The sequence below is a fragment of the Nonlabens spongiae genome, from assembly GCF_002117125.1.
GTDB lineage: Bacteria > Bacteroidota > Bacteroidia > Flavobacteriales > Flavobacteriaceae > Nonlabens > Nonlabens spongiae.
The window spans coordinates 941,013-955,268 of sequence record NZ_CP019344.1 but is presented as its reverse complement, the minus strand read 5'-3'; the positions used below and the strand labels follow the sequence as shown (position 1 = coordinate 955,268).

The window sequence follows — 14,256 nt, the reverse complement described above, 5'->3', positions numbered from 1 at the left end:
ATAGTTAAACCGGGACTTCGGCTCCGCTCAGTCACCTTTCAATTCGATAAATTCTAATTCACAGAGCTTCAAAATCACTATCTTTTCAATCTGGATTCCAGTAAGGTCATTGAGCGGAGCCGAAATGCCCTCTATCGCGATGTCTATAAGGTTGCTGAGACGGTCCCTGAGCGGAATCAAAGGGTGAGTCGAAGCGCCCTCTTGCACGATCTAAAACATAGGCTTCCAGTCCCTAAAACCTCAGGTCAGATACAAAACCGAGCCCTGAGACGAACCCTTAGTTTAAACGTAGGCTGTCAAAGGGTGACTGTTAATCACCACAGCCGTTGAATCTCAATAGTCATTAAATAAAATACGAACTAAAATTCATTTATATTTACCGTTAACTACCAAATCTTTTGGAATATTAGTATTTTCAGAGTTCGCAATATCAATCAAAATCAATTTTAAAAATCAACGAGTCCTTGAATTATTTCAGAATTTCAAAAAATCTCATGATGACTATTAATTCACTTATTTCTAAATTATGCTTACGAAGATTCTAATGTTATTTTTATTGAGTGGGGCTTTTGTAAAAGGTCAGACTCCCTACAATCGAATGGACCTTGTAACGATCGATAATTTTCAGGGTGAAAGTTTTATAGGAAGGAGAATTGTTATTTTAGATAATGATACTCTTGTTGATCAAACACCAGAGATAGATACTCCAGTGGAACTCTCTCCTAAGATAACAAATAAAGAAATTATGGCAGATTATTTCTATATGACTACCATTAGTAAAAAATCTAGGTTAGCTTGGTGGAAGAAGCCCATTGTAATCCATTTGTCTGATGATTTTGACGAAGAAATTATTGAAGATTTGAAGTCATTTGTTGATAGCATAAATGCCACAGAAACTGTTCAGATTAATTTTAGCGATACGAAAGAAGGAAGTAATTTAATGATTTTAAACCATAAAGTGACTTTCAGCTCAGATTTGCTAAAGAATTTAAACGATTTTCCAAAACAAAAAATTTTATTCTACTATACCACTTATTCATTATACAGAGTAGATTCTGAAATTGATCATGGCTTTATTAAAATAGATTTAGATAGAACAAATAATTCTCAAGAGATAAAACGTAGTTTAAGAAGAACTCTTTACGCAAGCTTAGGTTATTTTATTGGGAGAGATGAAATCTCAAGGGAAAGCTTACTTTACCGAAAATCTGAGCGAGATGCTGATCTGAATGATTACGATAGGCTATTGCTTCAAGTCCATTATGATCATTTAACTGATTATAGAGTAAATACTTATGATTTGTATGAATTATTTTGGAAGAAATATTAAAATGAGAGGGCTTTTTATTATAGCTTTTTTGACGTGGTTGTCAAATGATATCCGTGCTCAGAATCCAAACCAATACGGAGAGGATTATTTTATGTCTTTAAAGACTTTCAGAGAAAAGGTTAGTGATACCATTTCACTTGACCACTTAAGGTATAAAATTGTAAAAGGTGATACCGTAGTTCCTTACAAGCGGAACTTTGGTAAAGATTCGTTGAAATTAAATAAAGTTAGGTATATCCTAAAAGACACCACTTTTTTAGATATCTACAAATCTATTGCTTATAGGTCAGTTGATAAAAATGAACCTCGACATAGATTCTGGAGTGATGATATCATTATTTATTTCGGTGAGTCGGTTTCAAATTACTATAAGCGAAAATTAAAAAAGTTTATCAGGCTTAATCTGAATGAAATCCCTAACTTAAATATTAAAACAACTAATAATCTAGAAAAATCTAATTTTGTAATCTACTTTGATGGTGATTTTGAATATGAAGGGCGCCTTAAAAATAATTACAAGCGAAGAATAAACTATCGTACTTATTGGACAGGCAGTGATATAGATAAAGTGAATCTAAAATTGATTCCAGAATTTTATACTGATAAAAATGCGATTCTTGCCGACCTTATTAGAGGCTTTGTTATCAATTTGGGATTTTTAAATAAATCGTCTGAATTAGGGTGTGATTCTGTTTTCTCAAATTGCTATGAACTCGTTGAAGATTTAACCGCTATTGACAAAGAGATACTTACTTATCATTATTCTAGAGGGTTTTGTGTAGGTATGGATCTTAAATCCTTCGAAGAACAAGACGCAGCCGCACGAGAATTTTATAAATACAACGAAGGAAGTAATTACTATGTTTTATTTAGGAAGGATAGATTTTAATCTAAATGATCAAGTTTAATTATCATTATTCAATTGAATTCGATTACCATTATTAAGTAAATATCCCAAAACCACCGTCAAAACAGCCCCCAGCGGATTCAACCATAAAAATGGCAGCACCGTCACGCCGTCCACAAACTCGTGCAGCACGGCGCAAATGATGACGATGGTTTGGGAGATGATGGCAGCGGTAAAAATGGCTTTGCCTTGCACTTTTTTAAAGTAAAAGGCGACCAGGAAAATCCCCAAAATTGTCCCGTAAAAAATGGAGCCAATGAAATTGACCAGCTGGATCAGGTTGTCAAAGAGCGAAACAAAACTGGCAAACAGGATCGCGAGCACTCCCCAGGCTAGCGTGAACCACTTGCTGGCGTTCACGTAGTGATCGTCGTCCCGTTCACGGGACTGGTAACGTTTGTAAATATCTATGGTCGTGGTAGAGGAGAGGGCGTTGAGTTCGCTGGCGGTGCTGCTCATCGCAGCACACAGGATCACGGCGAGCAACAAGCCTACCAGTCCTTTCGGTAAATGGTTCAGGATGTAGTGGATAAAGACATAATCCTTGTCATTGGTCTCCACGGCTTCATCGGCTTTCTCGATGAGGTCTCGGGCACGTTGCCGGTTGTTTTCCTCGCTTTCGCGCAAGCGGGATAATTCTTGCGAATAGTTTGCCGTTGCTCCACCACTTGCCAATGCACCTGCATATTGTTTTTGAACCAGTTGTTTTTCCTGCAAAATAGTCTCGTGGCTGTCCTGCAATTCTTGATAATCGTCTGCGTACTCACTTTCCAAAACCGCCGTCTCTCCCGCCGGATTGAAATTGAGCGGAGTGCTGTTGAACTGGTAGAACACAAAGACCATCACGCCCACGAGCAGAATGAAGAACTGCATGGGCACCTTGAACAGCCCGTTGAAAAGCAGCCCCATGCGCATCTCCCGCACGCTGCTGCCCGAGAGGTAGCGCTGTACCTGCGACTGATCGGTGCCAAAATAGCTTAGCATCAAAAAGGTCGCGCCAAATAGCGCGCTCCACACATTGTAGCGATCGTCCAGCGCAAAGTCAAAATCCAGCACTTGCATCTTATCGGCATCGCCCGCCATGGTCAGTGCATTGCCAAAGGTCACATTATCGGGCAGCGCATTCACGATCAGCACAAAAGCGGTCACCATTCCCGCCATGATCACGACCATTTGTTGTTTTTGGGTCACGCTCACGGCTTTGGTGCCGCCGCTCACGGTGTATATGATCACGAGGATACCGATCAATATGTTCAGGTAGCGCAGTTCCCAGTCCAGCACTGCACTCAAAATGATTGCCGGTGCGTAGATCGTGATCCCTGCTGCCAAGCCACGTTGAACCAAAAACAGTCCAGAGGCCAGCGACCGCGTTTTTAAATCAAACCGCTTTTCCAAAAACTCATAGGCCGTGTACACTTTGAGCTTGTGGTAGATCGGGATAAAGGTCACGCAAATGATGATCACCGCGATGGGCAGCCCAAAGTACAGCTGCACAAATTCCATCCCATCGGTATAGGCTTGTCCCGGCGTGCTCAAAAACGTGATCGCGCTCGCTTGCGTCGCCATCACACTCAGTCCCACCGTGAGCCACTTACTGTCGCCGCCCTTGATGTATTCTTCGCTGCTTTGCTTACCACGGGTTTTGTAAACGCCGTATAAGACGATTCCCGCGAGGGTAGAGAAGAGGATGAACCAGTCCACACGAGTGAGCGCTCCCACACTTTCTAAAAACCAATTAGTTGAATCCATCGAAATCGTTTAAAAAGTATTTTTCCCTTTTTGCCACCGACGAGTACAACAGAGGATGGCACAAATGTCCGTAGTTCCTGAGCGGTGGTCGCTGAGCGGAGTCGAAGCGAGCCGAAGGGCAGGACAAAGGGCGTCCGCAATGCTATTTAATATGTAAAAAATAATTTTCAAATCTTAAATCCCAAATTTCAAATTTCAATCCCGATAGCTATCGGGACCAAGCTCCAAGCTCCAAATTGCTCTTGCCTCTTGATTCTTGCCTCTTTTTCTTTTGTCTTACGTCCTTCAGCGAAGCGTTCTTATGTCAGACCCGGTAAACACCATCTTACTGTCCATAAACACGACTTATGATGTAAAACAAAATGGCATAAACCACATTTGCGACCAATACAGCAATGTAAAACGGCCGCCATTTTTTAGTCTCGGGCATCGCTTTCGGTTTTAAGTTCTTTCTGGGTGTCCAGATTGATGATGTTGGCAAAAAGACGATACGCACCAGCAACTCCCGCTGGCAATTCCCTGAAAAAGCTCAGTCCAGTATATACCACATGCCCCTTGCCATAAGGTGCCACCAGCAAACTCCCACGCGTCATTTCCTCACCCGCATCTGCCATTCCCAGAATAGGAGTAAAGCCTTCATCCCAGGCTTCTGGAAAATACAGCCCGCGTTCCTGCACCCAGCCCTCAAAATCGGCTTGTGTGATTTTGTTCGGATAATTTAATACGGGATGCTCTGGATTGAGAAAAGTGATTGTTGCGTTTTCATCGGTAGTACGCTTTCGCGAAAGCGAGATCTCCAAAGGCCCCATCGCCACATCGTTCAATCCTCTACTGGTATTGTATTGCTGCACGAGGGTACCGCCGTTTCTAACAAAGTCCGCTAGTCGGGATTGCAGATTGGTCATGTCCTGTTCAGCTACGTTGTAGGCGCGTATGCCTGTAACGATCACGTCATATTTACTGAGGTCAGCAGGTACGTTTGCAGGATCGTAGGTGAACACCGTACTTCCCATAGCTTCAAGCGCTGCTGGTATCGCATCGCCCGCACCGTTGATGTAGGCAATGGTGGTAGCATTATTGGTCAGGTTTGGATTTACGATTTTGGCAGTTGCATCGCGCACTAGTTGTTGATCGGGAATGTGATCGTAGCTGATCTGGATAACCTCCTTATTATAGGTTTTACCATTTGCATTGATCGACGCCTCCAGCGTTCCCTCAGACTGATTACTCGGAGCGGTGACGGTAAAGGTAAAACTGCGCTGTTCTCCCTTTTTCATATCAAAAACTTGCATGGTGCGCATCCCAGGATCCCAACTGGCTGGCAGCTTGATGGATGGGCTGATGTTTTGTACATCAGCAAATGCTTTAACAACCAGATTGACTTTTTTGCTCTCGCCACTCTGAAAAATATAGACCGGTTCCTCAACTTTGACACTCAGCGCCGGAACGATGTGAAGCGGTTCCAGCACCTCGCCACGCACCGGATCAGTGCTTTTGTGAATGATGGGCAGCATTTTTTTGATTTCGATTCCAGCGACGGTTACAGTAATAGGAACTTGGAAGGCCGCTTTGTCCTCTGGCAAACCGATCAGCTCTGGATCGTCCACCTTATACATACCCATTGATCCTTCCTTTTCCAAATAATAAGGAGTAGAGTAGGGCGCATCTTCTGGAATGGTAAGGGTCGCTTGAGTGTTCACGCCCTGATATGCCGGGATTTTGAAGCTATTAGTTGTAAGTTGTAAGTTGTCAGATTTGGTAATTTCAATCTGTAGTTTTTCATCCGATCGGTTGGTAGTTTCAAGATTGACTTGTAAGTGCTCACCGCCAGTCGTGTAGGTTTCCCGTACGCTTGCCTGAGCGTAAAAACCTGTTATATCTAACATCAGTTCTTCCAGTTCCTTAATCTTGATATCTTTCCAATGTCCATCATCCAATTTTGAGATTGCGTTGTGCAGCTTCGCCAGTTGATTTAAACTTTTCGTTGGTTTCTTAAAGTCGTAATCGGCGATGATCTGGTTGAGTTGCGTTTGGATAGGACTGCCACCTTTAACCCGAGTCCAAGTGGTGTTGATTCCAGAAAAAATATCACTTTTATCCTCAGGAAAGGAGCCTTTTAAATATTCTAGGTATTCGGTTTGTCTGTCACGACTTCCGCTGCTACCAAATCCCTGTGACTTATGCTGGCTGCGGCTCAAGGCAGCGATCTCGTTATTGGACAAGCCTTTTGCCAGGTAGTAACTGCCTGCTTCGATTTCTAGGAGATTTGTTTTGTCCGCTTTCGCGAAAGCGTCACGACTCCCATAAAACCACCAGCTGGTATTAAAAAAGATGCGCTCGGGTTTGTAGGACTCAACTTCTGGTAAAAAAGCGGAATCATCAGCAAGGTCGTAAGCTTCCATCCCAAGCATCGCGCTGCTGGTGTGATGACCGTGGGTGGTTCCTGCCGTACGGTGGTTGAAGCGATTAATAATCACATCGGGCTTGAATTTCCTGATGATGCGCACAACATCTTTCAATACCTCTTCTTCGTTCCAAATCTCCAGCGTTTCATCGGGATGCTTGGAATACCCAAAATCATTAGCCCGAGTGAAAAACTGGTTTCCACCGTCTAGGTTACGTGCTTCTAGTAATTCTTGGGAACGTATCATTCCCAGCTGCTCGCGCAATTCAGGCCCGATCAAGTTCTGACCACCGTCGCCACGAGTGAGTGAAAGATATGCCGTACGCGCTTGTTTATCATTTGCCAGCCAGGAGATCAGTCGCGTATTTTCATCGTCTGGATGTGCCGCGAGATACAACGCAGAACCCAGGAATCCCAATTTTTTGATTTTTTGGTAGATTTCTGAAGTGTTAGGTTGCTGCGGAGCCAAGCGGTTTTCCTGTGCGATTGCGATATTTACGCTGCATATAATAACAAGGACGCTCGCCAAGCGTCCCCACGTAGTGGTGGATCGCATCCGTCGTCTCAAAGTAATTCCCGATCGTCCGAGAAAATCAAGATTTTTTTTCATAGAGCGTGAAGATACAGCAAGGATTTGTTTCAGCTAAAGGGAAACTATCGTAATTCTGGTTTCACAAGGACAATAAATCATTGATTAAAGCAAGTAAAACCTCAGTCTAGTTTAACTAATCGTAAACAATTCTGAAATGCCCTGAATAAGTGAATAGGAATTTTATCTTTGTTGCGATAAATATTTTATGATGAAAAAAATTTACAATTTAGCTTTCTTACTGAGCGCATTTTTATGTGCAGGGCTGGTGAGTGGGCAAACGACGACCATCGATTTCGAGACGGATGGAGAAGGATATTCTTCTACCGCAACAGAAGGTTCAAGTTTTATTGATGTGTTTAATAGAATCGATGCATCAGCTGAATCTGGTGGTAACCTAGGAGGAAACAGTACCTTTATTTGGGCTGTGGAGGATACTAACGTTACTCCTGGATCAATTACTTTAGATCAAATTGATGTAACTGGCTCCACGTCTTTCACGTTTTCGATAGACATGTTAGCGCACCACTTCCAAGATTGGGACAGTACCGATGAATTAAATATTACATATTCTCTAGATAGCGGTTCCGCTCAGAATTTGATGTCAGTTCAAATGCATCAGGGGTCTGGGGATGCAAATAATGGTCCTGCTGCTCTTGATACAGATTTTGATGGTGATGGAGAATGTGGTGCAGGGTTAGTTTTACCAGCCTTAACTACTGGTACACAGCATGGCTGTTCAGTTACAGATTCAAACTTTGCAACCTTTACAACTTCAGCCATTCCATTGTCAGGGAATTCAACATTAGATATTGTTCTTTCATTTGAAAATTTGACTTCTAGTGACGAGGGGATTTATATTGATAATATAGTAATTACTCAAGGGGCCGGTGCATTGCCGCCGTCAGTAGGTTTTGACAATACTGCGAGTTCAGAAAATGAAACTAACTTAACCTTTACCTCTTCAATTATACCTGTTACATTGTCTAATTATGGAGGGAGTCAAGTTGATTTAAGCGTTTCCGTCACAGGCGGAACTGCTGAGATGGCTGATTACACTCTTAACACTACAAGTTTGAGTTTTACAGGGAATGGTACTCAAAATATAACATTTGATATCAATCCAGATGCTGGTTTTGAAGATGAAACGATTGAAATTACCTTGACCGAAACAACATCTACCGGAGCTACTGTATCCCCAGACACCCATACTCTGACTATATTCGATGATGAAACGGCACCACTAGTAATCAACGAAATCCTAGCAGATCCCGATGGAACAACGGGTGATGCAAATGGAGATGGAGTTGCTGATACTTCAGATGATGAGTTTATTGAGATTTTCAATAACTCTTCTTCAGCTATTGATATGTCTAATTATACCTTGTCAGATGGTTTCGGAGTAAGACATACATTTCCATCAGGTACTGTCTTGCTTGCTCAACAAGCCATTGTGGTTTTCGGTGGTGGAAATGTTGAGGATTTTACGGGTGTACCTGGATTGGTTCAGGTAGCTGGTACCTTAGGACTTAATAATAGTGGTGATACCATAACCATTGCTGATGGAAGTGGTACTGCATTAGTAGTAGAGACATATGGAAGCGCAGGTAATAATCAATCTATTGCCAGAGATCCAGACTTTACGGGTGCATTTGTAGATCACAGCACTATTACCACTAATCCTATAGATTTTTCTCCTGGTTCTGATAACACAGATGGTTCAAGCCTTACAGATCCTAATACATGGACGGGTGCTACAGATACTGACTGGGCGACGGGTAGTAACTGGGTAAACGGAATAGCTCCGAGGTCTATTGATGATATTATAATTCCTAACGGCTTAGGTAACTACCCAATTATCTCATCAACAACTGGAGGTGTAGGTAACGATTTAACTGTTGAAGGAGCTGCATCACTTATTATAAATGGTGGTGGTAGCTTAATCTTAAATGGGGCTTCAACAGGAGAAGTGACTTATAACATCGCTATTCCAGATACTAACTGGCACTTGATCGGTACACCGGTGTCTGGAGAGGATTATGACTCAGCATGGATAACTGCAAACAATATAGCATCTGGAACCGGTTCTAATAGAGGTGTTAGTACCTACATCAATACTACAGATGGAGATGGCGACTGGGTTTATGCTCAAGATGGTGTTCCTGAAACTTTTGCTAACACTATCGGTTACAGTGTCCTTACTAACGCGGCGGGAGACATCGCTCTTACCGGAAGTTTGTTAACGACAGATCTAGCTGTTCCAATTACGGAAAGTGCTAATTTCCCAGAAGAGGACAACAGCTTTAACCTAGTAGGTAATCCATTTGCTGCTTATCTTTCAATAGATGATTTCTTAACGTTGAGCACTAATGCAGCAGCTTTAGAAGATGTAAGAGAAGCGGTTTACGTATGGAACGGTAGTTCATATCTACCGCTGACTATTGGATTCATCCACCCTGGTCAAGGATTTTTCTTGAGCTCAGCGGGTGCGTCAGAGTCGGTTGACTTTAATGAAAATATGTTGAGTCACCAGACTGGTCTAACTTTTTACAGTACACCGTCTAATAACTCATCTATCCAATTGGTAATGTCTGTTGGCAACGAAGCTCGCAGTACCAAAGTTAACTTTATTAATGGTAAGACTTTAGGTCTTGATCCAAGATTTGACGTAGCTACATTTGGTGGTCAAGTCGCAAGTCTTGAGATTTACACCGCCCTTGTAGATGGTTCTTATCAAGATACCAATTTTGCAATTCAAGCATTACCTGATACTAATCTTGATGCGATGATTATTCCAGTAGGTGTAACGGCAGCAGCAGGTCAAATGGTAAGTATCGTGGCAGATGTTAATGGTTTGCCTATTAATACAAATGTTTATCTGGAAGACAGAGCTAATGGAACCTTCAACTTGCTAGGAAATGGAAATAGTTTTGATTTTACCGCTGCAGGTGATATGACAGGTTTCGGTAGATTCTATTTACACGCGACGACTCAAACCTTAAGTAATGAGATCATCTCTCAAGATCTTGATGTATCCGTTTACCAAAGCGATTCAAACACGCTTAGCATATCAGGTCTCAATGATGTTGCATCCCAAATAAGATTATTTGATCTTCTAGGTAAGCAAGTGATTGCTCAGGAATTGAGTCAAGATGGAGCTGTAGCTACGGTAGATGTTTCAAACATCAAAACAGGTGTATACATCGCACAGATCACCTCGGGTGATGAAGCGACGAGCATCAAATTAATAATTAATAAATAAATTACCCCTAAGAATATGTCTAACAAAGAAAACAAGTCGACTTCAGAAAACGGAATTACCCGAAAGGAAGCGATGAAGAAAATGGGTAATTTCGGTAAATATGCAGCTCTTACATCAGTAGGAACATACATATTGCTCAATCCCAAACTAGCTCAAGCACAAAGTCCAGAGGATCCAGGTACTGGTTTCAGCATCCCTTCACCTCCAGGAAGTTAATTCAAACACTCTTCATTTGATACTGTTCAAGGCTTTAGGGGATCAAACGATCGTCTGGTTTTCTAAAGCCAATCAGTATCTGATTTTAGACCGTCTCACAGCTGAGATCTTGAGAGGTCTGGAAAAAGGTGTCGGGATTTCAGAATTGTTTGATTGTATTGGTGATGTTCCGCTTTCGCGAAAGCGATTCCAAGAACACGCTACTCAGGTTCAAACCAACATTTTTGAAGTATTAAAAGATGGATTTATTGAAGAAGATATAGTTTCGGAAGAGTTTGATTTTGAAGCTCAGGTCTACAAGACCAAAAAATTATATCAAATAGGATCCCTTTCCTTTGAAATTCATTTTTCAAGCGAAAGGGATTTTCTTTTGATCCACCCCAAGTTTGCTCATCTTGAAGTATCAAGAGAGAGTGAGATTCAACAGCTTCACCAAATAAAGTGTGCCTATCAAGATCGATTCTACCATCTAGAAATAGATGATCGCTATGAAGGGCGATGGGATTATGAGAACCTACATTTTCTTATAGGTCGCTTGTATATGAGAATTTTAGAGCGTGTTCATGAAAACAGAGAAAAGGATTGGGGAGCGGTGTTCCACGCCTCTGCCGTGGGTAACGATGATTCTTGCGTTTTGATGATGGGCGAGTCGGGTAGTGGGAAGAGTACTTCTGTGGCTTTGCTAAATGCAAATGGCATACATTGTCTGGCAGATGATTTTGTTCCCATGGATAAAAATGGCAAGATCTATCCATTCCCAGCTGGGATATCGATCAAACCGGGATCTGTTCAAGCTTTGAGTAAGCTTTATCCCAACTTATTAGATCAAAACCCAATTGATCTCAGCGCACACAAAAAACAAATCCGCTACATTCCTATCTTTAATGAGGACTTGAGAAAAACTACGAAATGCAAATCTCTAGTATTTATTAAATTCAATGAATCCGTGGAATTTGACATGGAGCCTCTTTCAAGACAGAAACTGTTTGAAGAACTGATTCCTGAATCATGGATCTCTGACGATCCAGCATTCGTGCCGTATTTTATGGATTGGCTTTCTGAAATACCGTGTTATTCTCTGGTTTACAGTAATCACAATAAGATGATCTCAGCGGTCAACGAACTTTTAGAATTATGAATTTCGCTGAAACCGTTTCATTTATCGCGCAATCCCTGAGTTTGTACTATTCAGATCATAACCTAGAATGTGTTAAAAATTGGATTGATCATGAAAAGGTTGATTGGGAGGCGGTGGTTAAAGTCAGTACCCAGCATTACGTTTTACCGGCGCTCTACGCTAATCTCAAAAAAGCCGATTTAGTTTCTCTCCTCCCTGAAGATCTAGTCGCCTACATGCAGTATATTTCTAAGCTGAACATGGAGCGAAATGATGAAATCATCAAACAGTGTCTTGATATCAAGGACTTGTTTCAAAAACACGATTTGGATCCTGTATTTTTAAAAGGAACCGGATTGCTGCTAGGCAAAGAAGAGCTAAAGCATTACAGAATGCTCGCTGATATCGATATCTTACTACCCAAAGATCAAAATGCTCAAGCCTATCAATTGCTGCAAAAGAATGGCTATTACACCAATAAAAAGATCACTGATATTCCCACAGAGAGACACCGACCGCGACTGGTGCACGAGAATTACATCGCATCGGTTGAGATTCATGACGAAGTTCTAAGAACTCCTAACGATCGGTACTTGAGTGGAGCTACGGTTATTGATAGACGCTTTCGCAAAAGCGATATCAACTTACCCCACCTCGATGACCAACTAGCTCTAGCGATAGCATCCAGCCAGATTAACGACTTCGGTCATGACCGTAGAACGATCAGCTTAAAAACAATGAATGATGTTCTAATTTTGAAATCCCGAGGTGCACAGTTAGAGATGGAAAACCATTCGCTGGGCAAGGTCCTGAATAACTATATCAGTTTTGTTTCTGAGATAAGCAAGATTAAACTAGAATATCATAGGAACGCCGACACTCAGCTGTACCTAGAGGAGATGCGCAAAATACTTACTGACGAAAAGTTTAGAGAAAAACAGTCTAAAGCTGCCCAGAAAGAGCTTTACTTCAAAACCCGACTAGGAATCATTCCCAAAGCAATACGCAATAAGGAATATCGCAAATGGCTTTGGGAACGCCTCAAAGTAGGAAATCGAGTGAATTAAGAGATTTAGCTTGCAAGTCAAAATGGAATGAAATCGATCAAAAATACCGCTATCTGAAATCATATTGAATGATCAAGCTCTCGTATTCTTCAGACAATGGACTATCAGTTTTACTTAGGATGACTTGAGAGTCAGTACTGAAAATACCTAAATCAAAGTCGGCTGGTATTTCTTTAACTTTAGTTTGATTTGACGTTTCCCATACTGATCTCCACCCCAAGGCATAATCTCCATTAGGAGACACATCTTTGATATTAACATCACCATTTTCATTTTGAAAAGTGCCCATGATATTAAGGTTTGTGTCGAGAATAAAATGGTTCCAGTAAATCTTATTATTGTTAATAACTATTCTTGCCGATTGATAATTTCTACTGTCCCATTGATTCAAAAGTGAGAAAGCATCATTTGAGGTTCCAATTTTTGAAAGTCTTGAATTTGAAGAGTTGCTACCGCCATGGTAGATTATATCATTTTCATCTATTTCAAAATCACCATGTCTGAAAAAATCATAATTCATGGTGGTCACATAGGGTAGATTGCTATTTGTTTCCAAATCATACATCCCAAACTGTGTACCACCACTAGTGGGTGGCGTTCTATGATAATATAGACGTCCACCGCTTCCCACCTCGAGTTTATGGGCACTTCGGTTTAGGGTTAACGTAGTTTCAAGCTGCTTGGTGTTTAAATCTATTCTGTGGATGGTGGTGCTTCTTGAGGCGAGATAAAGATAATTACCGCTGGGATCTATATCTAAGTCACTAAATCTTACACTCGTGAGTATTCTCTTCTCAATTTCGAACTCTTCTAGATCTATAAAAATGAAGCCATAACCCGTCCTATTATCCGACCAGATACTCTCCGTATTGACGATGCCATAAGCAAAATTTCTTTGTTCATCCTTAATTAGCTTTAAGATCGGATAATTTGTTTTGATCGTTTTTCCTGCAACTACATCCCGAATATTGCTATCAAAGAAGGGATTTTCATTAGAATTCCTATTCATGCGGATTTGATAGTAATATTTTTCTCCAATAATCGCCGTCGTATCATTGAATGTTGTTTGACGTATATCGAGAATGGTATGAATAGGATCACCAAGCATCATGTTACTATCTGAGAAAGATCTGTATATGTCATATGAAATGAATTGTTCATCATCAAACGTCTCCCAACTCAAATTTAGGCTACTATTGTTTTTTTCAATAGGATTTAATCTTATTGCATTGAAAACATTTATTGAGTCTGTGATAACTGAGTCCACCTCATTAATTATTTCAAGTTTGATGTTATGGAGATTCAAACTGAGCGCATCATGAGTAAATGAAGATTCACCTTGGGAATTGAGTTTTGATTGATGAATTACATTATCATATTGAGAACTCCATCGTGCTGTTAAATCTGAGTAGTCTGTATCTGAATCACCTATAATTTGACCTCTAAAAAGAATTGAGTTGTCAGAAAAATTTTGCTCGCTGGTTTCTGCTGGATTAACAATCTCAACAGACAAATCCTCTAAAGAGGTAAAAGTGTTCATACTCACGTCCTCGTCTGTTTGACATGAAAATAGCCCAACGAAAAGTAAAATAGATATTGTAATCCTTTTCATAAT

9 protein-coding genes are annotated in these 14,256 nt (G+C 41.0%); 6 read left to right on the top strand and 3 right to left on the bottom strand.

Annotation, left to right across the window (positions count from 1 at the left end; all coding sequences use genetic code 11):
* The first annotated feature begins 526 nt into the window (after positions 1–526).
* Both BST97_RS04330 and BST97_RS04325 read left to right on the top strand, forming a co-directional pair.
* The gene (locus BST97_RS04330; RefSeq protein WP_157111436.1) at positions 527–1,330 is read left to right on the top strand and encodes a hypothetical protein; all 804 of its coding nucleotides are present in this window, start codon (positions 527–529) and stop codon (positions 1,328–1,330) included.
* Entirely contained in the window at positions 1,305–2,219 is a 915-nt protein-coding gene (locus BST97_RS04325; protein ID WP_085766078.1) for a hypothetical protein, read from the top strand. The genes BST97_RS04330 and BST97_RS04325 overlap by 26 nt, the downstream gene beginning before the upstream one ends.
* A gap of 15 nt (positions 2,220–2,234) precedes the next feature.
* Here the strand turns inward: BST97_RS04325 and BST97_RS04320 are convergent, their stop codons facing one another.
* Both BST97_RS04320 and BST97_RS04315 read right to left on the bottom strand, forming a co-directional pair.
* Positions 2,235–3,986 (bottom strand): sodium:solute symporter, encoded by a 1,752-nt coding sequence (locus tag BST97_RS04320; protein ID WP_085766077.1) that lies wholly within the window; start codon positions 3,984–3,986, stop codon positions 2,235–2,237.
* A 416-nt stretch (positions 3,987–4,402) separates the two neighbouring features.
* Positions 4,403–7,000: a PIG-L family deacetylase gene (locus BST97_RS04315; protein WP_157111433.1), complete on the bottom strand. Its 2,598-nt coding sequence runs from the start codon at positions 6,998–7,000 to the stop codon at positions 4,403–4,405.
* A 187-nt stretch (positions 7,001–7,187) separates the two neighbouring features.
* Between BST97_RS04315 and BST97_RS04310 the strand changes: the two genes are divergently transcribed.
* From BST97_RS04310 to BST97_RS04295, 4 genes are read left to right on the top strand one after another with little or no spacing between them, the layout of a single operon-like run.
* Entirely contained in the window at positions 7,188–10,241 is a 3,054-nt protein-coding gene (locus BST97_RS04310; RefSeq protein ID WP_085766075.1) for a lamin tail domain-containing protein, read from the top strand.
* Between the two features lie 15 nt (positions 10,242–10,256).
* Positions 10,257–10,457, top strand: a complete 201-nt coding sequence (locus BST97_RS04305) for a hypothetical protein (RefSeq protein WP_085766074.1) — start codon at positions 10,257–10,259, stop codon at positions 10,455–10,457.
* A gap of 16 nt (positions 10,458–10,473) precedes the next feature.
* Positions 10,474–11,595 (top strand): hypothetical protein, encoded by a 1,122-nt coding sequence (locus BST97_RS04300; RefSeq protein ID WP_085766073.1) that lies wholly within the window; start codon positions 10,474–10,476, stop codon positions 11,593–11,595.
* A complete protein-coding gene (locus BST97_RS04295; RefSeq protein ID WP_085766072.1) occupies positions 11,592–12,641 on the top strand; it encodes a nucleotidyltransferase family protein in 1,050 nt (349 codons plus the stop codon). Before BST97_RS04300 ends, BST97_RS04295 begins: the two co-directional genes overlap by 4 nt.
* Positions 12,642–12,690: 49 nt before the next feature.
* On the opposite strand, the gene BST97_RS04290 is transcribed toward BST97_RS04295, so the two are convergent.
* The gene (locus BST97_RS04290) at positions 12,691–14,253 is read right to left on the bottom strand and encodes a hypothetical protein (RefSeq protein ID WP_157111431.1); all 1,563 of its coding nucleotides are present in this window, start codon (positions 14,251–14,253) and stop codon (positions 12,691–12,693) included.
* Between the last annotated feature and the right edge of the window lie 3 nt (positions 14,254–14,256).

Excerpts from the sequence above, each read along its gene's own strand:
- BST97_RS04330 (WP_157111436.1), top strand. The coding sequence starts at position 527 with ATGCTTACGAAGATTCTAATGTTATTTTTATTGAGTGGGGCTTTTGTA.
- BST97_RS04325 (WP_085766078.1), top strand. The coding sequence starts at position 1,305 with ATGAATTATTTTGGAAGAAATATTAAAATGAGAGGGCTTTTTATTATA.
- BST97_RS04320 (WP_085766077.1), bottom strand. The coding sequence starts at position 3,986 with ATGGATTCAACTAATTGGTTTTTAGAAAGTGTGGGAGCGCTCACTCGT.
- BST97_RS04315 (WP_157111433.1), bottom strand. The coding sequence starts at position 7,000 with ATGAAAAAAAATCTTGATTTTCTCGGACGATCGGGAATTACTTTGAGA.
- BST97_RS04310 (WP_085766075.1), top strand. The coding sequence starts at position 7,188 with ATGATGAAAAAAATTTACAATTTAGCTTTCTTACTGAGCGCATTTTTA.
- BST97_RS04305 (WP_085766074.1), top strand. The coding sequence starts at position 10,257 with ATGTCTAACAAAGAAAACAAGTCGACTTCAGAAAACGGAATTACCCGA.
- BST97_RS04295 (WP_085766072.1), top strand. The coding sequence starts at position 11,592 with ATGAATTTCGCTGAAACCGTTTCATTTATCGCGCAATCCCTGAGTTTG.
- BST97_RS04290 (WP_157111431.1), bottom strand. The coding sequence starts at position 14,253 with ATGAAAAGGATTACAATATCTATTTTACTTTTCGTTGGGCTATTTTCA.